The sequence below is a fragment of the Streptomyces sp. NPDC088354 genome (assembly GCF_044753585.1).
Taxonomy (GTDB): Bacteria; Actinomycetota; Actinomycetes; order Streptomycetales; family Streptomycetaceae; genus Actinacidiphila.
Genome location: NZ_JBIVNJ010000006.1, coordinates 31,597 through 54,648, shown reverse-complemented (window position 1 = coordinate 54,648; position 23,052 = coordinate 31,597). Strand labels below are relative to the sequence as shown.

Here is a 23,052-nt window from a genome sequence, read left to right as displayed (position 1 = left end):
ATCAGATCCCTGGGGTGAAGCCGGACGACCAGATCTGCATCTGGTAGACGATGTGGTCCCACACGCCGGTGACGAGCAGGACGCCGACCGCGACGAGCATCGCGCCGCCGGCCCGCATGACCCACACATAGTGGCGCTTGACCCAGCCGAAGGCACCGAGGGCCCGCCGGAAGGCGACGGCCGCCACTATGAACGGCAGCCCGAGGCCCACGCAGTAGGCGGCGGTGAGCAGGGCGCCGCGCCCGGCGCTGGCCTCGTTGAAGGCGAGCGCGTTGACGGCGGCCAGCGTCGGGCCGATGCAGGGGGTCCAGCCGATGCCGAAGAGCACGCCGAGCAGCGGCGCGCCCGCCAGCCCCATCGTCGGCCTGCGGTGGAAGCGGAACTCGCGCTGCGTGATGCCGCCGACCAGACCCATGAAGGCCAGTCCCAGGACGATGGTGAGCGCGCCGAGCACCTTGGTGATGACGCCCTTGTGCTCCTGCAGCGTCCAGCCGAAGTTGCCGAACAGCGCGCCGCCGGAGACGAAGACGGCGGTGAACCCGATGACGAACAGCGAGGCCCCGGCGAGCATCCGCCCGCGCCGCGCCTCGGCGAGGTCGCTGCCGGTGACGCCGGTCACGTACGACAGGTAGCCGGGGACGAGCGGCAGCACACAGGGGGAGAAGAAGGAGACCAGGCCTCCGAGCAGCGCGACCGGCACGGCGGCGAGCAAGGCGCCGTTGAGCACGGTCTGGTTGACGTCGCCTGCGGCGAGTGCGCTCACGTCACTTCTCCGCGACCACCGGGTCGAGCGCCTTGTGCAGCTCCCCGGCGCTCAGCTCCTTCAGGGCGCGCACCGCGATCTTCCCCTGCCGGTCCAGGATCAGGGTGGACGGGATGGCCTGCGGGTTGAGGCTGCCCTTGGGGAAGCGCAGCAGGAGGTCGCCGGCCGGGTCGTACAGGCTCGGGAAGGGGATGCCGAACTCCTTCTCGAAGGCCTTGGCCTGCGCGGTCTGCAGGTCGCGGGTGTTGATCCCGACGAACTCCACGCCCTGGGACTTCGTCTGCCGCGCCACCTCCGCCAGGTGCGGCGCCTCCGCCCGGCAGGGCGGGCACCACGAACCCCAGACGTTGACGACGACGACCTTGCCCCTGTAGTCGGCGAGGCTGAGCTGCGCGCCGTCGACGGTCTTGCCGCTCAGGTCGGGAGCGGCCGTCCGGTGGCCCTGCGCGATCGTGGAGATCTCACCGGTGCCGCCGACGTAGTTGCTCCCGTTGCCCGTGCCGTTGGAGGAGGCCGTGGAGGTCGAGCAGGCCGTGGCGGCCAGCGCGAACGCGGCCGCGCCGGCCAGTGCCGCGGCGCCGCGGAGCAAGCGGCGACGGAGGGCGCGCGTAGGACTCATGTGAAAAGTTTCGCATGTGGTCCCGAGCGATCTTACGCACCCCCGACACCTTTGCCGAAAGCGGCGAATGCCCCGTATAAACGGCGCTTAACCACGGCCCGGTGTGTGTTCGGCGAACGCCGTGACGAACGCCGTCTCGAAGGCCTTGAGGTCGTCGGGCCGGCGACTGGTCACCAGGACGTTGGAGCCGGTGGGGTCGACCACGACCTCCTGGTCGAGCCAGGTGCCGCCCGCGTTGGTGATGTCGGTGCACAGGCTCGGCCAGGAGGTGAGGGTGCGTCCGCGCACCGCGCCCGCCTCGATCAGCAGCCAGGGCGCGTGGCAGATCGCGGCGACCGGACGTCCCTCGTCGAAGAAGTCCTTGGCGAAGCGGACGGCGTCGGGGTCCAGGCGCAGGGAGTCGGGATTGGCGACCCCGCCGGGGAGCACGAGACCGTCGAAGTCCACCGAGGCCACCTCTTCGAGGGTGTCGTCCACCGGGAAGGTGCCCGCCTTGTCCAGGTGGTCGAAGGCCTGGACGGTGCCGTGCGCACGGGAGACGAGCCGCGGGGTGCCGCCGGCCTCCCGCACGGCCCGCCACGGGCTGGTCAGTTCGATCTGCTCGACGCCCTCTGAGGCGACGAGGAAGGCGATCTTCCTGCCCTGCAGCGGTGCGGTCATGGGGTTCCCTTCGATGCCTGGTGTGAGTGAATGCCCGGTCGTCGGTGCCCGGTTGCCGATCAGGCGCCTTCCCCGAGCGGATCGGGCGAAACGGACCCTCCACCCCGGGAGGGGATGCGTTCCCGGGCCAGGAACCGCCGCCAGCCGCCGGGCGGCGGCAGGCCCGGCCCGAGTGTGCGCAGCTTCGCCAGCACCGCCGGGTCCTGGACGTCCAGCCAGTCCACGAACTGCCGGAAGGACACCAGGCGCACCTCGTCGTGACCGGCGATCCGCCGCAGCGCGTCCTCCACGGCGTCCATGTAGATGCCGCCGTTCCACCGCTCGAAGTGGTTGCCGATGAACAGCGGCGCCCGGTTGGTCTCGTACGCGCGCAGGAAGCCGGACAGGTAGGCGTCCCGCGCCTGCCGCTCCCACAGCGGGTAGTTGGCGGGATTGCCGCGGGTGGAGTTCGCCGACTGGTTGGCGAGCATGTTGTAGTCCATCGACAGGACCTCGAAGGAGCGCCCGGGGAAGGGCACCGACTGCAACGGCAGGTTCCACATGCCGTGCGCCCTGCCCGGCCACATCTGCAGGCCCCCCGGCGCGCTCGCGTCGTAGCGCCAGCCGAGCCGCGCGGCGGTGGGCAGCAGCCCGTCCCGCCCGAGCAGGCAGGGGGTGCGGCCGCCGGTCAGCTCCCTGCGGTAGTCGAAGGGCAGGGCCGGCAGGTCGTCGAAGCCGGTGTTGGTGCGCCAGGTCTCCACGAAGAAGACCGCCTGCTCGATCTCGCTCCGCCAGTCCGCCGGGGTCCAGCGGCCCACCGAGCCGGGGCCGGCGCAGAAGTGGCCGTTGAAGTGCGTGCCGATCTCATGGCCCTCCAGCCAGGCCAGCCGCACCTGTTCGAGGGTGGCGCGCACGTGCGCGTCGGAGAGGTAGCCGATCGCGGAGGCGCCGACGGGGTTGTTCGGGGGCCGGTACAGGTGCTTCTTGGACTCGGGGAGCAGGTAGATCCCCGAGAGGAAGAAGGTCATCTTCGCGCCGTGGTCGTCGGCGACCTTGCGGAAGCGCGAGAAGAGCCCGTCGTCGAGCTCCCCCGCGCCGTCCCAGGAGAACACCACGAACTGCGGGGGCCGCTCCCCCGGCTCCAGCCGCCGCGCGACCGGCTGGTGCGGCTGCGGGCCGGTGTCGGCGGTCGAGCCGTCCCCGATCGGACGGGCGGGGTACGCGGTGCCGGCCGGCCGGGGGCCCGGCGACACCTCCGGTCCCCCGCCCGCCGCACGGCGTCCCTCGGTGTGATCTCCGCCACAACCCGCCAGAGCCGCCGCGGCGGCACCGGCCGCCAGGCCCAGCACTCCACGTCGGCTGATCTCCCGCATTCCGCCCCATTCCCGTGCGCGACGGCCTCAACGCAGTGGATGCCATGGCGGAGGGGCGGGCTCCTGCGTCGCACGGCGGATTCACCGGGAAAGCGGAGTGATTCGGCCACGGTGGCGGCACGACGGGTGCGGTCCGGACGGAACGGTGGTGGAGCCGGTGCGGCCGGTGCCCCTGAGGCACCGGCCGCCGCCGGGACTACGCCCCGAAGCCCTTGCTGCCGCCCTTGACCGGCTTCGCACCGGCCAGCAGATGGGCCGGGACGAGGTCGCGGGCGGGCTCGCTGTACCCCACGGAGACGAGCCTGTCGTCCTCGTAGGTGAACGTGGTCAGGCTGGCCAGGGTGCACTGCCGCTTGCGCGGGTCGTGCCACAGCCGCCGCCGCTCCACGAAACTGCGCACGGTCCAGATCGGCAGCTGGTGGCTGACGCAGACCGCCTCGTGGCCGCGCGCCGCGTCGCGTGCCGCCTCCAGCGCGCTCGTCATCCGCACGACCTGGTCGACGTAGGGCTCGCCCCAGCTCGGCCGGAACGGGTTGACCAGGAGCTTCCAGTTCGACGGGCGCCGCAGGGCACCGTCGCCCACACCGAAGGTCTTGCCCTGGAAGGCGTTCTCCGCCTCGATGAGGCGCTCGTCGCGCGCGACGTCCAGTCCGAGCACGGAGGCGATGGGCGCCGCCGTCTCCTGGGCGCGCTCCAGCGGGGAGGCCACCACGTAGGTGATGTCGCGCCCGGACAGGTGCTCCGCGACCCGGTCGGCCATCTTCCGGCCGAGGTCGGACAGGTGGTAGCCGGGCAGGCGCCCGTAGAGGACCCCGCTGGGGTTCTCCACCTCGCCGTGCCGCATCAGGTGGACGACCGTGATCTCGCTCATGCGGTGGCCTCCGCGGCGGCGCGGGCGGCGGCCGGCAGGGCGGCGGCGATCCGCTCGATCGCGGCGGCGTCGTGCGCCGTCGACACGAACCAGGACTCGAAGGCCGACGGCGGCAGGTAGACGCCCTGGGCCAGCATCGAGTGGAAGAAGGCGGTGAAGCGGTACGACTCCTGCCGCTTCGCCGCGTCGTAGTCGGTCACACGCCCCTCGGTGAAGAACACCGAGAACATGTTCCCCGCGGTCTGCAGGCTGTGCGCCACGCCCTCCTTGGCCAGCGCCTCGCTCACCAGGCCGGACACCTCGGCGGCGACCCGGTCCACCGTCGCGTACGCGGCGTCGTCCAGCAGCCTCAACTGGGCCAGGCCCGCGGCGGTGGCCACCGGGTTCCCGGAGAGCGTGCCCGCCTGGTAGACCGGGCCGGCCGGGGCCAGGTGCGCCATGACGTCGGCGCGGCCGCCGAAGGCCGCGGCGGGGAAGCCGCCGCCCATGACCTTGCCGAAGGTCATCAGGTCGGGGCGTACGCCGTCGATGCCGTACCAGCCCGCCCCGGAGACCCGGAAGCCGGTCATGACCTCGTCGGAGATGTAGAGCGCCCCGTTCTCCCGGCACAGGTCGGCAAGGCCCTGGTTGAAGCCCTCCACCGGGGGCACCACGCCCATGTTGCCGGGCGAGGCCTCCGTGATGACGCAGGCGATCTCACCGGGGTGCGCGGCGAACGCCGCCCGCACCTGGTCCAGGTCGTTGTAGGGCAGCACCACCGTGTCGCCGGCCTGCGCGCCCGTCACCCCGGGGGTGTCCGGCAACCCGAAAGTGGCAACGCCGGAACCCGCCGCGGCCAGCAGCGCGTCCACATGACCGTGGTAGCAACCCGCGAACTTGATCACCTTGGCCCGGCCGGTGAATCCGCGCGCCAGCCGGATCGCCGACATGGTGGCCTCGGTGCCGGACGACACCAGCCGCACCTGCTCGACCGGCGCGACCCGCGCGACGATCTCCTCGGCGAGTTCCACCTCGCCCACACCGGGGGTGCCGAAGGACGTGCCGCGGGCGACCGCGGCCTGCACGGCGGCGATCACCTCGGGGTGCGCGTGGCCGAGAATCATCGGTCCCCACGAGCACACGAGGTCCACATATTCGCGGCCGTCCGCGTCCTTCAGGTAGGGACCATTGCCGGACACCATGAATCGGGGCGTACCGCCCACGGCGCGAAAGGCGCGAACCGGGCTGTTCACCCCGCCTGGGGTCACGGCGGCTGCTCGATCGAACAAGGTCTGAGAAACTGGCGCGTCGTAGGCGTACGGATAGCTCACAAGCACATGCTCTCAAATGCCGGGCGTTGCGCGATGAGGTATCGACCGTGCATCTGAGACGATGATCGGGTTGCGCGGTTGGGTCTGCGGATGGTCGGGTAGTGGAATGCAGCGCGGTGGCGAACGCGGTGGCGATCTGGGCGGCGGGGACGACGACCCCGATCCCGAGCACGCCCGTACCACCGGCCGGCGACGCCGGCCGTCAACAGAGCGCGACAAGGCCGTTGAGAAACGCGGGAGCAGGGGTGGCCGAGTGGGGGTGACCTACAAGTACTTCGGCGCACCCGACGGTGCCACGGCCGCGCGGGTCCCCATCTCCATGCGTCCGGAGGAGCTCGGCGGCGACGAACTGGGCCAGGGCATGTACACCAAGGTCAAGCCGGAGACCATGGCCGCCATGGTGCTCACCGGCATCGAGGGCATACCCCCGGCCAAGGTCCCGCCGCTGGAACTGGTCGTCCTCCACCCCGACTACGCCGTCGTCAAGCTGCCCATCTCCGTCGTCGAGCCGCTCCGCAAGGCCGACGAGGAGGCGCTCGGCGCCGCCGCGTTCATCTGGTCCACCGTCCCCGACCGGCGCGGTCCGCGGGACGCCTTCATGATCTACAAGATGCTCCACGAGTGGCAGGACTTCGCCCAGCGCTGCCACGAGAGCGGGCACCAGCTGTACTGCCTCGTCTGGCCCTGACCGGCCCGCACACGCGAAAGGCCCGGCGCGTCGGTACGACGTCCGCCGGGCCTTCGCGCACGGGTCAGTTGGCGGGGGTGGACTCCACCGGAGCCGGGGCGGGCGCCTCGGCGGGGGCCGCCGGGGCGACCGGGGCGGCAGCCTCGGCGGGGGCCACGACGGGCGCCGCGGGGGCCGCCACGGGCGCGGCGGGAGCCTCGGCCGGGGCCGCAGCCTCCACAGGGGCAGCGGGAGGGGCGACCGGGGCGGGCGCCGCGGCCGGAACCGCGGGGGCCGCCACAGGCGCGGCGGGGGTCACGGCGGCGGCAGCCGCGGCGGCCGCAGCGGCGGCGGCCGCGGCCTCCTCGACGGCCTTGGCCTCGGCGGCCTCCTCCGCCTCGATCTCCGCGGTGTGCTTGGCCACGAACGCCTCGCCCAGGACCTCGCGGGCCTCCTTGAGGTGGTCGAGCTCCACCTCGCCGTTCTCCGCGACGTGGCCCTCCAGGGCCTCGAACATCCTCTCCACCGGCTCGTGCGAGCCGCCGAGGCGCTGCTCGGCGTAGACCGCGACGCCCAGCTTCAGGAAGAGCTCGGCCGTGCGGCGGTTGACGGTGAAGTCGTGGATGGCGTCACCGCCCGCATCAAAGCCCTTCTCGATGACTTCGAATGCCTTCTTGATGAGACTCACGCTGTGCTCCCCTGCACGTGCCTGTCGGACGACTGCCTGACTGTAACCTGACCTGATCTGACCTGAACTGACCCGAACTGCGCAGTGCTGTACGGCAACTGACCGAACGGGCCGGTCCGCGCCGAACCCTATGGCAGTTCCCCGGCCGATGGGCAGTCGCCCCGGTCCCCATCCGTCCCCGGCGCGGAGAGCGTGCCGGCGCGCCGGAGGTCAGGCCCGGTGCGAACCCGCCGCGTACTGCTCCCGCGTGATCGCCGTGACCCGTACCGGCTGCCCGTGCGCGGGCACCGTCGTCGTACGGTCGAGGGCCATCCCGAGCTTGGCCATCACGCGGGCGGAGGCGTGGTGGTCGACATGGCAGATGCTCACGAGCCGGTCAAGACCGGCCTCGGCGAAGGCGAACTCCATTGCCGCGCGGGCGGCTTCGGTCGCGTAGCCGCGGCCCCAGTGGGCCCGTCCCAGACGCCTGCCGATCTCCACGGCGGGCAGGATCTCGGGCAGGAAGGCCGGCACCGTCAGCGCGACCCAGCCCGCGAGTTCGCCCGTGCTGCGGACCTCGACGGCGAACGCGCCGTGGCCGTGCCCGTGGTGGTCGCGCCATTCCCCACGGAAGCGCTCCAGTTGGGCGGCGGTCTCCTCGCGGGTGCGGGTCGAGCCGTCGGCGATGAAGCGCATGACCTCCGGGTCGGCGTTGACGGCGGCCAGCGGGTCCAGATCCGCGTCCTGCCACGCCCGCAGGCGCAGCCGCGCGGTCAGCCGTTCCACTGCGGGGGCGACGCGTGCGCCGCCAGGGCTTCGCGGAGCTGCCGCCGGGAGGGGTTGACCATGGCCCGGCCGGCGACGGTCACCGTGGGCACGGTCTCGTTGCCGTCGGCGACGGAGCGGACGAAGGCCGCGCCGTCCGGGTCCCGCCAGATGTTGACCTTGGTGTGCCGCAGCCGCGTCACGAAGAGGTAGAGCCGCAGCCGCATGCAGTAGGGGCAGCCGGGCCGCCAGTAGAGGACGACACCGCCGTCGCGCCCTTCGCTCATGCTTCCCCGCTCGGCAGGCGTGGCAGCCGGGTGTCGTGCAGCCACGGTCGGAACACCAGCGCGTCCAGGGGCTGGTCGCTGTGCTGGTGGGCCAGTGCGATGAACTGGTCGGTGGTCACGCTGCCATGACGGTACGTCCGGGTCCAGGCCTGTGCCAGCGCGAAGAAGGCGGCGTCGCCCATGGTGGTGCGCAGCGCGTGCAGGGCGAGCGCGCCGCGCTTGTAGACGCGGTCGTCGAACATGCGCCGTACGCCGGGGTCGGAGAGCCGCAGATCCTGCGCCAGGGAGGCGAGCCGGGAGTGCGCGCGGGCGGCGTGGCGGGCGGCCGGGATACCGCCGGAGACCTCCGACCAGAGCCATTCGGCATAGGCGGCGAAGCCCTCGTTGAGCCAGATGTGGCGCCAGTCGGCGATGCTGACGCTGTTGCCGAACCACTGGTGGGCGAGCTCGTGGGCGACCAGGCGCTCGTGGCCGCGCCGGCCGTCGACGTGGTTGCGGCCGAAGATGGACAGCGCCTGGGCCTCCACGGGGACGTCGAGTTCCTCGTCCACCACCACGACCGCGTACTCGGCGAACGGGTACGGCCCGAACAGCCTGGTGAAGGCCCTCATCATCTCCGGCTGGCGCCCGAAGTCGTGGCCGAAGTCCGCCACGAGCGCGGCCGGGACGGCGGCCGGCTGGGGTATGTCGCCGCCGATGTGGTCGATCAGCTCGTAGGCGCCGACCTGGACGGTCGCCAGGTACGTCGGCATCGGCTCGGCCTGCTCGTACACCCAGGTCGTGGTCGAGGCGCCGACCCGGTACGACTCCAGGCTGCCGTTGGCCACGACCGCGTACGCCGACGGCGCGGCCACCGTGATCCGGTAGCTGGCCTTGTCGCCCAGGTGGTCGTTGCAGGGGAACCAGGAGGGCGCCCCGATCGGCTGGCTGGCCACGAGGGCGCCGTCCTCCAGCTGCTCCCAGCCCAGGTCGCCCCAGTCGCGGGTGCGCACCGGCTTGGGGTTGCCGACGTAGCGGACCTCGATCTCGAACGGTCCGGCGGGCAGCGTCTTCAGCGGCTTGATCCGCAGCTTGCCGGCGCGGTGCGTGTAGCGGCACGGCCGGCCGTCGACGAGGACCCGGTCCAGCCGGAACGGGCCGAGGTCCAGGCTCAGCCCGGACAGCGCGCGGGTGGCCACCGCCGAGATCCGCGCGCGGCCCGACAGCCGGTTGGCCGCCGGGCGGTAGTCGAGTTCCAGGTCGTAGTGGGCGACCTGGTACCCGCCGTTGCCGTGCTCGGGGAAGTAGGAGTCGGCGGACACGTCCGCCCCCGGCGTGGCGGGGACGCCCTCCCCGCCACGCACGCGCTTGCCGTTGCTCACCCTCTGCGGGCCCCCTCTGTGTGCCAGGCGGAGATCGGGTTGCCCAGCCACCGGGTGCCCTCGGGAACGCTCTCCCCGCGCATGACCAGCGAGGCCGGGCCGATCGTGGTGCGCGCGCCGACGGTCGCCCCGGGGAGCACGATGCCGTGCGGGCCGAGCGTGGCACCCGGCTCGAGGACGACCTCGTCCATGCGCATGATCCGATCGTGGAACAGGTGCGTCTGCACGACGCAGCCGCGGTTGACGGTGGCGCCGTCCCCGATCCTGACCAGGTCGGCTTCCGGCAGCCAGTACGTCTCGCACCATACGCCCCGACCGATCCTGGCCCCCATGGTCCTCAGCCACAGGCTCATCAGCGGGGTGCCGCCGAGCGTGCCGACCGCCCACGGCACGGCCAGCACCTCGACGAAGGTGTCGGCCAGTTCGTTGCGCCAGACGAAGGAGCTCCACAGCGGCCGCTCGACCGCCCGGAAGCGCCCGACCAGCAGCCACTTCGCCTCGATGGCCACCGCGCAGGCCACCGCGCCGGCGAGGGCGAGCAGCAGCCCTCCGGAGAGCAGCGCCACCGCGACGCCGAACCGGCTCGCCAGCACCGCGTACCCGGCCAGCAGCAGCACGGCCAGCGCGGCCGCGCACATCAGCGGGACGATCCGGCACAGTTCGACGGCCCCGCGGGCCAGCACCAGGTGCCGGGGCGGCGCGAAGGTGCGGCTCTGGTCGGCGGCCTCGGGGGTGCGCGGCAGCTTCATCGGCGGCATGCCGAGGTACGAGCTGCCCGCCTTGAAGCCCTTGGGGGTCGACGAGAGCACGCCGACCAGGCCGTTCTTGGGCACCGAGCGACCGGGGGCGGTCATGCCGGAGTTGCCGAGGAAGGCCCGCTTGCCGATCCGGGCGCCGGCGATGCGCATCCAGCCGCCGCCCAGCTCGTAGGAGCCGACCATGGTGTCGTCGGCGAGGAAGGCGCCGTCACCGACGGTGGTCATCGAGGGCAGCGCCAGCACGGTCGAGGCCTCGACGCGGCGGCCGATCTTCATGCCGAGCGCCCGCAGCCAGACGGGCGTGAAAAGGCTCGCGTAGAACGGGAAGAGGTGCCCGCGGGCCATGTCCATGAGGCGTTCGGTCGCCCAGGCCTGCCAGGCGACACGGCCGTGCACGGGGTGGTGCCCCTCGCGCAGGCCGAGGCCCAGCAGGCGCACGCCGCCCAGCACGAGCAGCGCGTACGTCAGGAGCCAGGCGAGCGTGGCGAGCGGGACGGCGGCAAGTGCGGCGCCCAGGGACGCGTGCCCGGCGCCGCGCAGGAAGGCGGCGAGGACGAGCACGGCCGGCACCGACGCCACCGTCGGCAGCAGACCGAGGGCGAAGGACGCCATCTCGTAGGCGAGCGCCCAGCGCCGCTTGCGCGGCGGCCGGGTGTCGGGCCAGCGGTGGGACGCCTTGCCGGTACGGGCGGCGGGGACGCCCGCCCAGCGCTGCGCGGCGGGGACGGCGCCCTTCACTCCGGAGCCCGGCGCGATCTCGGCGCGCTTGCCGACGCGGGCCCCCGGGAAGAGCGTGGAGCGCGAGCCGACGGTGGCCCCGGCGCCGATCCGGATCTTGCCGACGCGCAGCAGGTCACCGTCGAGCCAGTGGCCGGCGAGGTCCACCTCGGGCTCGACGGCGCTGCCCCGGCCGAGCTTGAGCATGCCGGTCAGCGGCGGCAGGGAGTGCAGGTCGGCGCCGTCGCCGATGCGGGCGCCCAGGGCCCGCGCGTAGTGGGTCAGCCAGGCGCCGGTCAGCTGGGTCGCGCCGCTGAAGTGGGCGAGGCGTTCGGCGGTCCACAGCCGCAGGTGCACGCCGCCGCCGCGGGGGTACGTCCCCGGGCGCACGCCGCGCAGCAGCAGCCGCGCGCCGCCCGCGGAGATCGCCAGCCGGCCGGCCGGGCTGATGAGCAGGGCCCAGCCGGCCGCGATCCACCACCACGACACGGTGGGGGTGCCGGTGGAGGCGCCGAGCAGCGCCAGCACATTGCCGAGGGCCGCGGCCACCACGCCCCAGCGCAGGCCGGCCAGGGTGAGCAGCGGCAGCATCAGCGCGAGCTGCGCGGCGGCCGCGCGCCGGGGCACCGGCGCGATGGTGCGGACGGCGGTGCGGCGGGCGTCGGCCTCGTCCAGCCGCGCGGCGAGGCCGGCGAGCGTGGAGTGCTGGTAGATCTCGCTGACCGAGGCACTGGGAAAGCGGGTGCGCAGCTGGGAGACCAGCCGGGCGGCGGTGAGGCTGCCGCCGCCGAGCGCGAAGAAGTCGGCGTCGGCGGAGGTGGCGGGCACACCGAGGATCTCGCCCCACTGTTCGGCGAGCCAGGTCCCGGTCTCCGTCAGGTCGCCGGGCACCGCCCCCGCGGCGTCGAGCGCGGGCAGCGGCCAGGGCAGCGCGTCGCGGTCGACCTTGCCCGAGGTCCGGGTGGGCAGCGTGTCGACGACGGCGATCAGCGGGACGAGGGCGGCGGGCAGCGCCTCGCGCAGCCGGCCCAGCGCGTCGGCCTGGTCGAAGGCGTCGGTGCCGGCGACGTAGCCGACGAGGATCTGGTTGCCGGCCCTGGTGGTGCGGACGGCGGCCGCGGCGCCCGCGACCTCGGGCAGCGCCTGGAGCGCGGCGTCGATCTCGCCGAGCTCGATGCGGCGGCCGCCCAGCTTGATCTGCTCGTCGGCGCGGCCCATGAAGAGCAGGCCCTCGGGCTCGGCACGCACCAGGTCGCCGCTGCGGTAGGCGCGCTCCCATCCGAGCGAGCGCAGCGGTGCGTACTTCTCGGCCTCCTTGGCCGCGTCCAGGTAGCGGGCCAGGCCGACGCCGCCGATGACCAGTTCGCCGGTGGCGCCCATGGGCAGCGGTACACCGGCGGTGTCCACGACGGCCAGTTCCCAGCCGTCCAGCGGCAGCCCGATGCGGACCGGGCCCTCGCCGGTGAGCTGGGCGGCGCAGGCGACGACGGTGGCCTCGGTCGGGCCGTAGGTGTTCCACACCTCGCGGCCCTCGACGGCCATGCGCTCGGCGAGCTCGGGCGGGCAGGCCTCGCCGCCGAAGATCAGCAGACGTACGTCGTCCAGGGCCTCGATGGGCCACAGGGCGGCCAGCGTCGGCACGGTGGAGACCACGGTGATGCCCTGCTCGACCAGCCAGGGGCCGAGGTCCAGTCCGGTGCGGACCAGGGAGCGCGGCGCGGGCACCAGGCAGGCGCCGTGCCGCCACGCCAGCCACATCTCCTCGCAGGAGGCGTCGAAGGCCACCGACAGTCCGGCCAGCACCCGGTCGCCGGGCCCCAGCGGCTCCTCGGTGAGGAAGAGCCGGGCCTCGGCGTCGACGAAGGCGGCGGCGGAGCGGTGGGTGACGGCGACGCCCTTGGGCTTGCCGGTGGAGCCGGAGGTGAAGATGATCCACGCGTCGTCGCCGGGGGCGGGGCGGCGGCCCGGTTCGCCGCGGGGCGCGGCGTGCGGGGTGATCGCGCGGTGCTCGCCGATGACGGCGCAGACGCCGGCCTCGGAGAAGACCAGTTCGGCGCGCTCGTCGGGGTCCTCGGCGTCGACCGGCACATAGGCGGCGCCCGCGGCCAGGACGGCGAGAATCGACACGTACAGGTCGGCGGTGCCCGAGGGGACGCGCACGCCCACCCGGTCGCCGGCGCCGATCCCGGCGTCGGCCAGGCGGCGGCGCAGCCGCTCGGTCTCGGCGGCCAGCGCGCGGTAGCTCAGCGCGGTGGTGCCGTCGTCGACGGCGGCCGCGGCGGGGTGCGCGCGGGCCGTGGCGGCGAGGATGTCGAGCAGGGTGCGCTCCGGCGCGGCGCCGCCGGCGCGGAAGAGCGCCGGGACGGGCTCGTCCGGGGCGGTGGCGACACCGGCGAGGGCGGCGTCGAGCAGGGGCAGTTGCGGGAGCGGCGAGTCGACGAGCGTCACGCGGGGCTCCCCGGCTCGAACGACCCGGACGCCGGTGGCGCGCCGGCGGACGCGCGGGACACCTGGTGCCGGTCGCTCACGGCCAGAGACGGACGCATGTCAAACCCTCCAAAAGTCAAGGACCACTGCGGTGCCGGGGTTCACGCGACGGGCGGTCCCGGCCGGCCGGGGACGACACTGTCCCGGGGCCGCGGGCTTCTCCCCGCGGTCGGCGTACGCCCGGCACATCCCCGTTCCGCTGTCGTCCGCTCTGGACGACGACGGGTCCTTTCACCTGGCGTCACGAATAGCGAACAGGCAGTTTACCTGTCGTTAATCCACGCGGCCCGCCGAAACGGGCGCCAAGTGGCTGGTCTCACAGCGGGTCCAGCACCGGACGGGGATGCCGGTGGCCCGGCCGAAGGACGCCGGCGTCTCCTTTCCGCAGGTGCCACGGCGGTCCCGAAGCCGTTCACCCGTCCTTCTCCGGCGGTTGGGCCGGGGCCCGCGATCCGCCCGTAGCGTCCGGAACGACGCTGCCCACCGGCCGAGAGCGGGATCACCATGTGCGACACACACCACAGACCTGATGGACCTCGGCTCGGCGCGAGCCGCCGCTCCGTGCTGGCCGGCGCGGGTCTGGCGGGCGCCGCCGTCGCGGGGCTGGCCGCGGCCGCGCCGGCGGCGTCCGCCACCGGGAGCGCCGGTCAGGGCGGCTCGTGGCGCCCCGACACCGACGACTCGCGGTTCACGCTGGTCGTCATGCCGGACACGCAGTACCTCTTCGACGGCGCGAGCGTCCACTCGGCCCCCGTCGAGGCGTCGTTCCGGTACCTACTGGACCACGGCAAGGACGAGAACATCGTCTTCATGGCGCATCTGGGTGACGTCACGCAGAACGGCCAGGCCGGTGAATTCGCCGCCGTCAACGACGCGTTCCGCGTCCTGGACCGCAAGGGCGTGCCCTACAGCGTCGTCGCGGGCAACCACGACATCGACTCCTCCACCGACGACCAGCGGGGCCGCAGCGCCTACCTGGACGTCTTCGGCCCTGACCGCTACCGCCACGCGCCCACCTTCGGCGGCTCCAGCCCGGACGGCTACAACCACTACCACCTGTTCCGCGCGGCCGGCCGCGAGTGGATGGTGCTCTCCCTGGACTGGCGGCCCTCGCCGGGCGGCATCGCCTGGGCGAAGGACGCCATCGCGCGGCACCCCGGCACGCCGGTGGTCCTCACCACCCACGAGATCGTGTACGCCGACGCCTACGGCGACGAGGCCCAGCTGTCCGACCACGGCCGGGAACTGTGGGACGAGCTGATCGACGGCACGGACCAGATCTTCCTCACCCTGAACGGGCACTTCTGGCCGCCGGCCCGCACCACCCGCACCAACGCGGCCGGCAACGCCACCCACCTGCACATCACGAACTACCAGAACCGCTACTACGGCGGCGCCGCGATGATCCGGCTCTACCGCTTCGACCTGGCGCGCAACACCATCGACGTCGAGACCGTCTCCCCCTGGATCCTGGGCCGCGCCGGCGAGGGCCTGAACGCGCTGGAGCGCGAGGAGGTCGAGCTGACCGGTCCGCAGGACCGGTTCGCGGTCGACATCGACTTCGCCGAGCGCTTCGCGGGCTTCGCCCCGGTCCCGGCGCGCCCGTCCCGCCCGGCCGCCCGGATGCTGATCCCCGGCACGGTCGCGTACTGGCGCTTCGACGCCTCCCACGACACCGACCGGGTCCGCGACCTGACCGGCCGCGGCAACGACCTCACCAAGGTCGTCGCCCCCGGATCCGACCCCGCGACCGCCCTGACCTGGTCCGCCGAGCACCACCCCGACCAGCCCGGCCACGCCAGCCTGTACTTCGCCGGCGACAAGAGCCCGCTGCGCGGCGCCCACCTCACCACCGGCGACCACGCCCCGCTCAACTCGGCCACGTTCCGGTCCGGTTACACCTTCGAGGCGTTCTTCAAGCTGCCCGCCGACTGGGACGAGGGCCGCAACGCCTGGGCCGCCCTGCTCAGCCGCTGGGGCCTCAGCCGCGAGGCGGGCAAGACCTCCGGCGACCCCGACGAGCCCGTCGCGACGCTCAGCCTCTCCGGCGGGCGCGAACTCCAGTGGTGCGTCTACCCGCTGAACACGGACGGCTCGGTCACCAACTGGGGCCACGAGCTGCCGCTGGACACCTGGTGGCACGTCGCCGTCGTCAACGACGGCCGCCACACCACGATGTACGTCGACGGCTGCCCCGTCGCCCGCAACCCCTCCACCCGCAACTCCGGCCTCACCGCCCTGGGCCTGCCCTGGATGCTCGGCGGTTACGAGTACGGGGGCAAGCTCGACCAGCTCCTGCACGGCTGGATCGGCGACGTCCGCATCAACGAACGCGCCCTGCGGCCGGACGAGTTCATGAACGCGCGCCAGGTGTAGTGACCCGGAGCGCCGTTCACGCGGGTGATGGACGGACGGCCGCCGAGTGCGGGGTGGCGGGGGGCCGGCCGGAGCGGTCGGCAAGGCCCGCCTCTCCCTCGGCTCGCCGGCGGGCGGACCCATGTGTCCACACGTCGCGCGGGAGATGCCCGTTGGGACGACCCGCGCTGCACGCTCGACCAGCAGTCGCCTGCCGTGGACGGTCAGGCGGGCATTACGGCGGGACACGAAGACCTCCGGCGCGGTGCGGTCCTGGACAGCTCCACCGCACCGGAGGTCTTCGCCTTGATCACGCCCCGACCGGTGGACAACGCTCGTGATCAATACAGCTGCCGCCCCTCGCCCTGCCCCGCCCCGCAGGGCAGGGGGCGGGTGGGGTGAACGCCGCGGGCACGGTCTGCGTATCCCCTCGCGTAGCGGGTGCCGCACGAACAGCTGCCCGAGATCGTCACGAGGGTGAGGACCGGCCGATGAACAGTCAGAGCAACGTCTCCTTCCAAGGACTTCAGGCGCTTCCCGACGGCGAGGCGGAACTGCCCCTGGTCGTGCACCTCCGCTGGGAGGACCTGGCGGCGCTCGGCCGCGAAGCGAGCCGGCTGGCGGTGCGGCTGCAGCGCCCGGTGAGTCTGGACGAGGCCGCCGGGCACCATCTTCGGACCCGGTTCGGCGTGACCCACGCGCCGGAGAAGGACGAGCAGCCCAAGGCCGACGCCACCCGCGCCGTCGCGGCGCCGGCCGCCGCCGTGCCGTCGAGCGCGGCGCCGATGGCGATCACCCCGGGCACGGCACAGCACTCGTCCGGGGCGCACGCGGCACCCCCCGTCGTGACCGGCACCGGCGCGGGTACGGGCGCGGCGCAGGCGGCGCACCAGAGCGACCACGCCGGACGGGTCGGCCCCCTGGGCGGCCGCAACATGGTCGTGCAGCCGGGCACCACCCCCGCCTGACCCCGCGCCCACGGCGTCCGGGCAGGCTCGTTCGCCGTACCGCCCACACGGCGCGTAGGCAGCCACGCCAGGCACGGCACAGCGCTCGTCAGAGACTCACGCGCCCCCCGGTTGCGACCGGTACAGGCCGCGACCCCGGCAGCACCGGCCCGGACCGAGAAGCCCACACCCTGCCCGGGGCGACGGCGGGCACAGGCCCCCGGGCAGGCCCGTACCGCCCCCACGGGCGCCGAGGCAGCCACGCCGCACCGCGCAACCGGCGGCCTCAGCCGCCCGACGCGGCGACCCTGGCCTCGGCCGTCCAGCGACCGAGCGCGTCGCGGCAGGTCTCGACGTGATCGGCGCCGTAACCGCGCGGTCCGCACTCGACGACGAGGATCAGGCCGAGGTAGAGGCGGTAGAGCGCCAGCCGGTGCCGCATGGCGGGCCCGAAGCCCAAGAGCCCGCCGGCCTCGCGGTAGCCGGCGACGAGGTCGCTGTCCGGGCCGGTGTCGCCGCCGAAGCCCAGGGAGACCAGTTCGGCTGCCGGGTCGCCGAAGAAGGCCCGTTCGTGGTCGATGAGGCCGGTGACGGCGGTGCCGTCGTCGGTGACGAAGACGTTGCCGGGCCACAGGTCGAAGTGGACCAGCCGCGGCCGGTCCACCCGCGCGAGCGCGGACGCGCCGGCAGCGACCAACTCCCTTACCTCGTCCGGCGACACCCCGAGCGGGGAGTGCCACCGCGCGGCCTCCTCCAGCATCGCCTCGACCATCGCGCCGAAGGCGGCCGGCCAGTCCGCCGCCGACAGCCCGGCCTCGGGGGCGGGGTAGCCGTAGCGGCCGTCCTGGGAGGTCAGGGTGTGCAGCCGCGCCACTGTCCGGCCGAGTTCGCGGCGCAGCGCGGCCTGCCGCGGTGGCGGGAGGCGGTCGGCGGCCTTGTCCCAGGGCGTGCCCGGCAGGACCGACAGGGCCATGAAGTCCGGTCCGGCGTAGAGCAGTTCCGGCAGCGGGACGCCGCCGAGGGCGGCCGCGCGGCGGTGCACCATGATCTCCGTCGCCATGATGCCGCGCTCGTAGCGCAGCACGACGGTCTCCGGCGGGGGCGCGACCTTCAGCACGGCGGGGCGTCCGTCGTCGAGCAGCACGCGGTACGCGGCGTTGAACCAGCCGTCCGTCAGCTCGGCCTCGACACGGCAGCCGATGCCCGCCGAGGCGTGCAGCATGGCCGAGAGCTGATCCGGCGTCAGGGCGCGCTTGGTGAGGCTCCGCATGACCCGCATGGTATGAGAGCGCTCCCACGCCTGTCCCGGGTCCGGCACCGTGAAAGGATCGCGGTCATGCGCGACCAGACGATCGGCGAGTTCCTGGAGCAGTTGTCCGCGCGGGTGCCGGTGCCGGGCGGAGGCGCGTCCGCGGCGCTGCACGCGGCCCAGGGCGCCGCCCTCGTGGCGATGGTCGCCCGCTACACCACGGGCGAGCGGTACGCGGAGCACGGCGCCGCCGTCGGGCGGATCGCCGAGGCCGCCGACGAACTGCGCGAGGCGGCCCTGCGCCTGGCCGCCGAGGACGCCGCCGCCTTCACCGCCGTCACCGACGCCTACCGGCTGCCCAAGGGCAGCGACGGGGAGAAGGCGGCCCGCGCCGCCGCCGTCGCCGCCGCGCTGGAGGGCGCGGCCCGCCCGCCGGCCGAGGTCGTCGCCGTCGCCGAGCGCGTGGTGGCGCTCGCCGAGGAGCTGCTGCCGATCGCCAACCGCAACCTCCTGTCGGACGTCGCCGCCGCCACGGAGGCGGCCCGCGCCGCCGCCGGAACCGCGCGCGTCAACATCGAGATCAACCTCGGCGGCATCAAGGACGGGACGGTCCGGGCCGGGTTCTCGGCGACCGCCGACGCGGTCGGCGCGCTCGTGGACCGCGCCGACCGCGTGACGGAGGCCGTACGCCAGGAGATCGCCAAGTGAGCCCCGCACTCGCCCTGTCGGGCAAGGAACTGGCCGCGGCCCTCCGGGAGGAGACGACGGCCCGCGCCGCCGCGCTGACGGAGGGGGGCCGGCCGCCCCGGCTCGCGGTCGTGGTCGCGACCGCCGACGAGTCCAGTGCCTGGTATGTGCGCTCCATCGCGCGCGCCGCCGCCAAGTGCGGCATCGCCTGCGACATCCGCGACCTCGGTCCGGACGCGTCCGCCGCCGCCCTGCGCGCCGAACTCGCCCGGCTCAGCGAGGACGAGGCCGTCCACGGCGTCATCCTGCAGACCCCGCTGCCGGCGGGCGCGGCCCTGGAGGACCTTGCGTCGGCCATCGCGCCGGGCAAGGACGTCGACGGCGCCAACCCGGTGAGTCTCGGCCGTCTCGCCGCGCGGCTGCCGGCGTTCGCCCCGGCCACGGCGGAGGCGGTCGTCGCGCTCCTTGAGCACCACGGGATCGAGCTCACCGGGCGGCACGTCGCCGTCGTCGGCCGCTCCACGGTGGTCGGCAAGCCCGCGGCGCTCCTGCTGCTCGACCGGAACGCCACCGTGACCGTGTGCCATTCACGCACCCCCGACCTGCCCGCCGTCACCGGCCGGGCAGACGTCGTCGTCGCCGCGGCCGGCCGTCCCGGGCTCATCACGGCCGCCCATGTGCGCCCCGGGGCCGTCGTGATCGACGTGGGGACCAACCCGACGCCCGAGGGCGGGCTCGTCGGCGACGTGGACGCCGCCTCGGTCACCCCGCACGCGGGCGCGCTCACCCCCGTTCCCGGCGGCGTCGGCCCGGTCACCACCGCCCTGCTCCTGCGGCACGTGGTGCAGGCGGCGGAATAGCGCAGGCGGGGCCGTCGAGGCCTACCCCGCACGGGAGTTCACGCACGCGGCACGGCGATCGCGGGCCGGGCCGCCCCGGCCGCGACGGGAACCGGTCCCGGGAGCACGCCCCCACGGGGGCGCGCGGCTACACCCGTCACGCCGGGTGGCACAAGCCCTACACACGTGCTCTGTTCCCGGACTACTTTCGTATGGCAATCTCATCTACACGTCGTACGCTCAGGCCGCACGGGCCCCGTACGCCCTTTCCGCCCCCTCCTTCCGTTCCTCACCGCTGGTAATGGCTCGTTTCCCGCTGTTTCACAGGACCGACGAAGAGAAGACCGCTGTGGCGCCCCTGCCCCTCACTCTTGCGGCTCGTCTGCTGCCCACCGCCGTGCTCGCCATCGTCGGCTGGACGATGGCCTCCTCGTCCCAGCACGACGCCGCGACGCCCTCGGCCGGCGGCTCCCCGGCACGGCCGTCGACGCCGTCCGGCGGTTCCGGCTCCTCGAACGCGCCGGACTCCCCCGGCAGCTCCGGCGCCCCGTCGATCACGTACACCAAGCCGCCCGCGCCCTGCACGGCGATGCGGGCGGCCACGATCAAGAAGCTGGTGCCCCAGGCCAAGACGGCCGGCAAGCCGCTCTCCCTCACCGACCCCTCGCACCGCACGGGCTGCTCCTGGAACGCCCTCAAGGGCTTCGACTACCGCTGGCTGGACGTGACCTTCGAGGTCGCCGCGGGCGGCAACGGGCAGAGCGCGGAGAAGGCGGCGCAGGCCTCCTACGACCGGTCCAAGAAGCCGAACCCCGCGCAGGGGATCGGCGACGAGGCGTCCGTGTCGGTCCAGGTGACCACGGAGGACGGACAGCAGACGCGCGAGGCGGTCGTGGTGTTCCGCAAGGGCAACGCGGTGGTCACCGTCACGTACAACGGCAGCGACTTCGAGTCCAAGAAGGCGCCCGGCGTCTCCGAGGTGCGCGACGGCGCGCTGACCGCGGCCAAAGACGCCCTGGCCGGACTCGCCAAGGCGGCGACCTCCGCCACCGGCGACCAGAGCGCCTGACCCCTCCTCCTTTCCTCTCCCGCGGGCGAGGAAAGGCGACCGGCGCCACGTGGTCGGCGGCGCGGCCGGGCACGGGACCGGGGCAGACGGGGCGGCGATCGATGCGACCTGCCCCTGGAGGATCCCCCGCACGCGCTCCGTCCGGCCCGGCACCCGGGCCCCGGGCACCCGCCGCTGCGGGAAGGCGGGGACGACCGGTGGTGACGAGGCCCGCGCGCGGGCCGTCCGCACCGACGGCGGTCGTGGGACTCCGCGTCGCCCGGTCCGGCGGCACCCCGCACGACGTGGCCCCCGCACGGTGGGCGGGCCCCTCCTGACGCGTGCACCGTGCGGAAGCCCGCCGCCGCCCCGCCTATGCTCCAGTCATGGCCCGGCACCGCAGGCGCGTACCGGCGATAGCGAAAGGCAGCACGACATGAGCCCCCGTACCGCAGTCGTCACCGGAGCGAGCAGCGGCATCGGCGCCGCCACCGCCCGCCGGCTCGCCGAAGCCGGCTGTCACGTCGTCCTCACCGCCCGCCGCGCCGACCGGCTCGACGCCCTCGCCAAGGAGCTCACCGCCGCCGGCCACTCGGCCGCCGCCGTCGCCCTCGACGTCACCGACCGTGCCGCGGTCGACGCGTTCGCCGACTCCCTCGACCGCTGCGACGTGCTCTTCGCGAACGCCGGAGGAGCGCTGGGCGCCGACCCCGTCGCGACCGCCGATCCCGAGGAGTGGCGGACGATGTACGAGGTGAACGTGCTGGGCGTGCTCCACTCGGTGCAGGCGCTGCTGCCGAAGCTCATCGCCTCCGGCGACGGCACCGTGGTGATCCTGTCCTCCACCGCGGGCCTGACCCCCTACGAGGGTGGCGGCGGCTACGTCGCCGCCAAGCACGGCACGCACGCCCTCGCCGGCACACTGCGCCTGGAACTGCTCGGCGAGCCGGTCCGAGTCGTCGAGATCGCGCCCGGCATGGTCAAGTCCGAGGGCTTCGCCCTCACCCGCTTCCACGGCGACGAGGAGAAGGCCGCCGCGGTCTACGCGGGCGTCGCCGAACCGCTGACCTCGGACGACATCGCCGACGCCGTCACCTGGGCGGTCACCCGCCCCGCCCATGTGAACGTCGACCTCATGGTCGTCCGCCCGCGCGCCCAGGCCGCCCAGCACCGCGTCCACCGCGTCCACCGCGAGGACTGACCGGGACGGCAGAGCGCCCCGGGGTCCCCCGGGCCGGCATCACCGGCCCGGGGACCCCGGGGAAGGCACCTCAGCCCTTCACGCAGACGACCTGCTTGAGCTTCGCCACCACCGCGACCAGGTCCCGCTGCTGCTCGATGACCTTGTCGATGGACTTGTACGCGCCGGGGATCTCGTCCACGACGCCCGAGTCCTTGCGGCACTCGACTCCCCGGGTCTGCTCCTCCAGGTCCCGCGTGGAGAACCGCTTCTTCGCCGCGTTGCGGCTCATCCGGCGGCCCGCGCCGTGCGAGGCGGAGTTGAAGGCGTCGGGGTTGCCCAGGCCGCGGACGATGTAGGAACCGGTGCCCATGGAGCCGGGGATGATGCCGTAGTCGCCGCTGCCGGCCTTGATCGCGCCCTTACGGGTCACGAGCAGGTCGACCCCGTCGTAGCGCTCCTCGGAGACGTAGTTGTGGTGGCAGGAGATCACCTGGTCGAAGCTGACCTTCGCCTTGCGGAACTCGCGCCGCACGACCTCCTGGAGCAGCGCCATCATGATCGCGCGATTGCGCTTGGCGTAGTCCTGGGCCCAGAACAGGTCGCGGCGGTACGCCTCCATCTGCGGGGTGTCCGCGATGAAGACGGCGAGGTCGCGGTCGACCAGGTCCTGGTTGTGGGGCAGCTTGTGGGCCTCGCCGATGTGGTGCTCGGCGAGTTCCTTGCCGATGTTGCGCGAACCCGAGTGCAGCATGAGCCAGACGGCGCCGGACTCGTCGAGGCACACCTCGATGAAGTGGTTGCCGGAACCGAGGGTGCCCATCTGCTGCAGCGCGCGTCCGTGGCGGAAGCGCACGGCCTCGGCGAGGTCGTCGAAGCCGTCCCAGAAGTCGTCCCAGCCGCCGGCCGGCAAGCCGTACAGCCGGCCGGGGTCGACCGCCTCGTCGTGCATGCCCCGGCCCACCGGGATGGCCTGCTCGATCCTGGAGCGCAGCCGCGACAGGTCGCCGGGCAGGTCGCCCGCCGTGAGGGAGGTCCTGACGGCGCTCATCCCGCAGCCGATGTCGACGCCGACGGCGGCGGGGCAGACCGCGCCGCTCATCGCGATGACGGAGCCGACCGTGGCGCCCTTGCCGAAGTGGACGTCGGGCATGACCGCGAGGCCCTTGATCCACGGGAGCGAGGAGACGTTCCTCAGCTGCTGCATCGCGACGTCCTCGACCGAGGCCGGGTCGGTCCACATGCGGATCGGCACCCGGACGCCGGGCACCTCGGTGTAGGTGGGTCTGGACGTGGATCCGGACATGGACATGGACATCTGCCTTTCCCCCAGGGGTGGTTCATGGAACGGTTCAACCAACAAAGCACTTAAAAACGGATAAAGGCCACATATCAATGAAAAACGAAATCAGGGAGGAAGTCATCCATACAGCCCCCGGGCCCGGCGACGGCCGCGGCCGGTG

20 protein-coding genes and 1 pseudogene are annotated in these 23,052 nt (G+C 73.6%); 7 read left to right on the top strand and 14 right to left on the bottom strand.

Annotation, left to right across the window (positions count from 1 at the left end):
* Nucleotide 1 precedes the first annotated feature (1 nt).
* The 6 genes from ACIP98_RS11995 to hemL all read right to left on the bottom strand — a co-directional run bounded on the left by ACIP98_RS11995 (nucleotide 2) and on the right by hemL (nucleotide 5,575).
* Complete coding sequence (locus ACIP98_RS11995) at nucleotides 2-763, bottom strand: cytochrome c biogenesis protein CcdA (protein ID WP_319658370.1); 762 nt, start codon at nucleotides 761-763, stop codon at nucleotides 2-4.
* A gap of 1 nt (nucleotide 764) precedes the next feature.
* Nucleotides 765-1,382 (bottom strand): TlpA family protein disulfide reductase, encoded by a 618-nt coding sequence (locus tag ACIP98_RS11990; protein WP_401975304.1) that lies wholly within the window; start codon nucleotides 1,380-1,382, stop codon nucleotides 765-767.
* 87 nt (nucleotides 1,383-1,469) lie between these two features.
* Nucleotides 1,470-2,042 (bottom strand): type 1 glutamine amidotransferase domain-containing protein, encoded by a 573-nt coding sequence (locus ACIP98_RS11985; protein WP_319658368.1) that lies wholly within the window; start codon nucleotides 2,040-2,042, stop codon nucleotides 1,470-1,472.
* A gap of 59 nt (nucleotides 2,043-2,101) precedes the next feature.
* On the bottom strand, nucleotides 2,102-3,394 hold the full coding sequence (locus tag ACIP98_RS11980; RefSeq protein WP_401975301.1) for a hypothetical protein: 1,293 nt from the start codon (nucleotides 3,392-3,394) through the stop codon (nucleotides 2,102-2,104).
* Nucleotides 3,395-3,590: 196 nt separating this feature from the next.
* Nucleotides 3,591-4,265: a histidine phosphatase family protein gene (locus tag ACIP98_RS11975; RefSeq protein WP_319658366.1), complete on the bottom strand. Its 675-nt coding sequence runs from the start codon at nucleotides 4,263-4,265 to the stop codon at nucleotides 3,591-3,593.
* On the bottom strand, nucleotides 4,262-5,575 hold the full coding sequence (gene hemL, locus ACIP98_RS11970; protein WP_401975298.1) for a glutamate-1-semialdehyde 2,1-aminomutase: 1,314 nt from the start codon (nucleotides 5,573-5,575) through the stop codon (nucleotides 4,262-4,264). The genes ACIP98_RS11975 and hemL overlap by 4 nt, the downstream gene beginning before the upstream one ends.
* Before the next feature lie 106 nt (nucleotides 5,576-5,681).
* Between hemL and ACIP98_RS11965 the strand changes: the two genes are divergently transcribed.
* Complete coding sequence (locus tag ACIP98_RS11965; RefSeq protein ID WP_319658364.1) at nucleotides 5,682-6,263, top strand: hypothetical protein; 582 nt, start codon at nucleotides 5,682-5,684, stop codon at nucleotides 6,261-6,263.
* 64 nt (nucleotides 6,264-6,327) lie between these two features.
* Here ACIP98_RS11965 and ACIP98_RS11960 read toward each other — a convergent pair whose 3' ends face one another.
* The 5 genes from ACIP98_RS11960 to ACIP98_RS11940 form a co-directional block, all read right to left on the bottom strand.
* On the bottom strand, nucleotides 6,328-6,930 hold the full coding sequence (locus tag ACIP98_RS11960) for a hypothetical protein (protein ID WP_401975295.1): 603 nt from the start codon (nucleotides 6,928-6,930) through the stop codon (nucleotides 6,328-6,330).
* A 210-nt stretch (nucleotides 6,931-7,140) separates the two neighbouring features.
* Entirely contained in the window at nucleotides 7,141-7,695 is a 555-nt protein-coding gene (locus ACIP98_RS11955) for a GNAT family N-acetyltransferase (RefSeq protein WP_401975292.1), read from the bottom strand.
* Nucleotides 7,683-7,961: a glutaredoxin domain-containing protein gene (locus ACIP98_RS11950; RefSeq protein WP_401975290.1), complete on the bottom strand. Its 279-nt coding sequence runs from the start codon at nucleotides 7,959-7,961 to the stop codon at nucleotides 7,683-7,685. Before ACIP98_RS11950 ends, ACIP98_RS11955 begins: the two co-directional genes overlap by 13 nt.
* The gene (locus ACIP98_RS11945) at nucleotides 7,958-9,322 is read right to left on the bottom strand and encodes a M1 family metallopeptidase (protein ID WP_401975288.1); all 1,365 of its coding nucleotides are present in this window, start codon (nucleotides 9,320-9,322) and stop codon (nucleotides 7,958-7,960) included. Before ACIP98_RS11945 ends, ACIP98_RS11950 begins: the two co-directional genes overlap by 4 nt.
* On the bottom strand, nucleotides 9,319-13,245 hold the full coding sequence (locus tag ACIP98_RS11940) for a Pls/PosA family non-ribosomal peptide synthetase (RefSeq protein WP_401975286.1): 3,927 nt from the start codon (nucleotides 13,243-13,245) through the stop codon (nucleotides 9,319-9,321). Before ACIP98_RS11940 ends, ACIP98_RS11945 begins: the two co-directional genes overlap by 4 nt.
* 543 nt (nucleotides 13,246-13,788) lie before the next feature.
* On the opposite strand from ACIP98_RS11940, the gene ACIP98_RS11935 reads away from it, so the two are divergent.
* Nucleotides 13,789-15,660 carry a LamG-like jellyroll fold domain-containing protein gene (locus ACIP98_RS11935; RefSeq protein ID WP_401975284.1) on the top strand — a complete coding sequence of 624 codons (1,872 nt, stop codon included), beginning with the start codon at nucleotides 13,789-13,791 and terminating at the stop codon, nucleotides 15,658-15,660.
* A 37-nt stretch (nucleotides 15,661-15,697) separates the two neighbouring features.
* On the opposite strand, the pseudogene ACIP98_RS11930 reads toward ACIP98_RS11935, so the two are convergent.
* A pseudogene (locus ACIP98_RS11930) lies at nucleotides 15,698-15,888 on the bottom strand (IS481 family transposase); the annotation flags it as partial.
* Between the two features lie 242 nt (nucleotides 15,889-16,130).
* Between ACIP98_RS11930 and ACIP98_RS11925 the strand changes: the two are divergent.
* Nucleotides 16,131-16,607, top strand: a complete 477-nt coding sequence (locus ACIP98_RS11925) for a hypothetical protein (protein ID WP_319665635.1) — start codon at nucleotides 16,131-16,133, stop codon at nucleotides 16,605-16,607.
* Nucleotides 16,608-16,872: 265 nt separating this feature from the next.
* Here ACIP98_RS11925 and ACIP98_RS11920 read toward each other — a convergent pair whose 3' ends face one another.
* A complete protein-coding gene (locus ACIP98_RS11920; RefSeq protein ID WP_319665636.1) occupies nucleotides 16,873-17,856 on the bottom strand; it encodes an aminoglycoside phosphotransferase family protein in 984 nt (327 codons plus the stop codon).
* A gap of 66 nt (nucleotides 17,857-17,922) precedes the next feature.
* Between ACIP98_RS11920 and ACIP98_RS11915 the strand changes: the two genes are divergently transcribed.
* The 4 genes from ACIP98_RS11915 to ACIP98_RS11900 all read left to right on the top strand — a co-directional run bounded on the left by ACIP98_RS11915 (nucleotide 17,923) and on the right by ACIP98_RS11900 (nucleotide 21,610).
* The gene (locus ACIP98_RS11915; protein WP_401975281.1) at nucleotides 17,923-18,543 is read left to right on the top strand and encodes a cyclodeaminase/cyclohydrolase family protein; all 621 of its coding nucleotides are present in this window, start codon (nucleotides 17,923-17,925) and stop codon (nucleotides 18,541-18,543) included.
* On the top strand, nucleotides 18,540-19,382 hold the full coding sequence (locus ACIP98_RS11910; RefSeq protein ID WP_401975278.1) for a bifunctional 5,10-methylenetetrahydrofolate dehydrogenase/5,10-methenyltetrahydrofolate cyclohydrolase: 843 nt from the start codon (nucleotides 18,540-18,542) through the stop codon (nucleotides 19,380-19,382). Before ACIP98_RS11915 ends, ACIP98_RS11910 begins: the two co-directional genes overlap by 4 nt.
* A gap of 328 nt (nucleotides 19,383-19,710) precedes the next feature.
* Nucleotides 19,711-20,430, top strand: coding sequence for a hypothetical protein (locus tag ACIP98_RS11905; protein ID WP_319665639.1), 720 nt, complete (start codon nucleotides 19,711-19,713; stop codon nucleotides 20,428-20,430).
* A gap of 415 nt (nucleotides 20,431-20,845) precedes the next feature.
* Nucleotides 20,846-21,610, top strand: coding sequence for an SDR family NAD(P)-dependent oxidoreductase (locus ACIP98_RS11900; RefSeq protein ID WP_401975275.1), 765 nt, complete (start codon nucleotides 20,846-20,848; stop codon nucleotides 21,608-21,610).
* 70 nt (nucleotides 21,611-21,680) lie between these two features.
* Here ACIP98_RS11900 and ACIP98_RS11895 read toward each other — a convergent pair whose 3' ends face one another.
* Nucleotides 21,681-22,895 (bottom strand): RtcB family protein, encoded by a 1,215-nt coding sequence (locus ACIP98_RS11895; RefSeq protein ID WP_401975621.1) that lies wholly within the window; start codon nucleotides 22,893-22,895, stop codon nucleotides 21,681-21,683.
* Between the last annotated feature and the right edge of the window lie 157 nt (nucleotides 22,896-23,052).

Coding starts and splice junctions, on each gene's coding strand:
- ACIP98_RS11990 (WP_401975304.1), bottom strand. CDS start 1,382: ATGAGTCCTACGCGCGCCCTCCGTCGCCGCTTGCTCCGCGGCGCCGCG.
- ACIP98_RS11985 (WP_319658368.1), bottom strand. CDS start 2,042: ATGACCGCACCGCTGCAGGGCAGGAAGATCGCCTTCCTCGTCGCCTCA.
- ACIP98_RS11980 (WP_401975301.1), bottom strand. CDS start 3,394: ATGCGGGAGATCAGCCGACGTGGAGTGCTGGGCCTGGCGGCCGGTGCC.
- ACIP98_RS11975 (WP_319658366.1), bottom strand. CDS start 4,265: ATGAGCGAGATCACGGTCGTCCACCTGATGCGGCACGGCGAGGTGGAG.
- ACIP98_RS11965 (WP_319658364.1), top strand. CDS start 5,682: ATGCAGCGCGGTGGCGAACGCGGTGGCGATCTGGGCGGCGGGGACGAC.
- ACIP98_RS11950 (WP_401975290.1), bottom strand. CDS start 7,961: ATGAGCGAAGGGCGCGACGGCGGTGTCGTCCTCTACTGGCGGCCCGGC.
- ACIP98_RS11935 (WP_401975284.1), top strand. CDS start 13,789: ATGTGCGACACACACCACAGACCTGATGGACCTCGGCTCGGCGCGAGC.
- ACIP98_RS11925 (WP_319665635.1), top strand. CDS start 16,131: ATGAACAGTCAGAGCAACGTCTCCTTCCAAGGACTTCAGGCGCTTCCC.
- ACIP98_RS11920 (WP_319665636.1), bottom strand. CDS start 17,856: ATGCGGAGCCTCACCAAGCGCGCCCTGACGCCGGATCAGCTCTCGGCC.
- ACIP98_RS11915 (WP_401975281.1), top strand. CDS start 17,923: ATGCGCGACCAGACGATCGGCGAGTTCCTGGAGCAGTTGTCCGCGCGG.
- ACIP98_RS11900 (WP_401975275.1), top strand. CDS start 20,846: ATGAGCCCCCGTACCGCAGTCGTCACCGGAGCGAGCAGCGGCATCGGC.
- ACIP98_RS11895 (WP_401975621.1), bottom strand. CDS start 22,895: ATGTCCGGATCCACGTCCAGACCCACCTACACCGAGGTGCCCGGCGTC.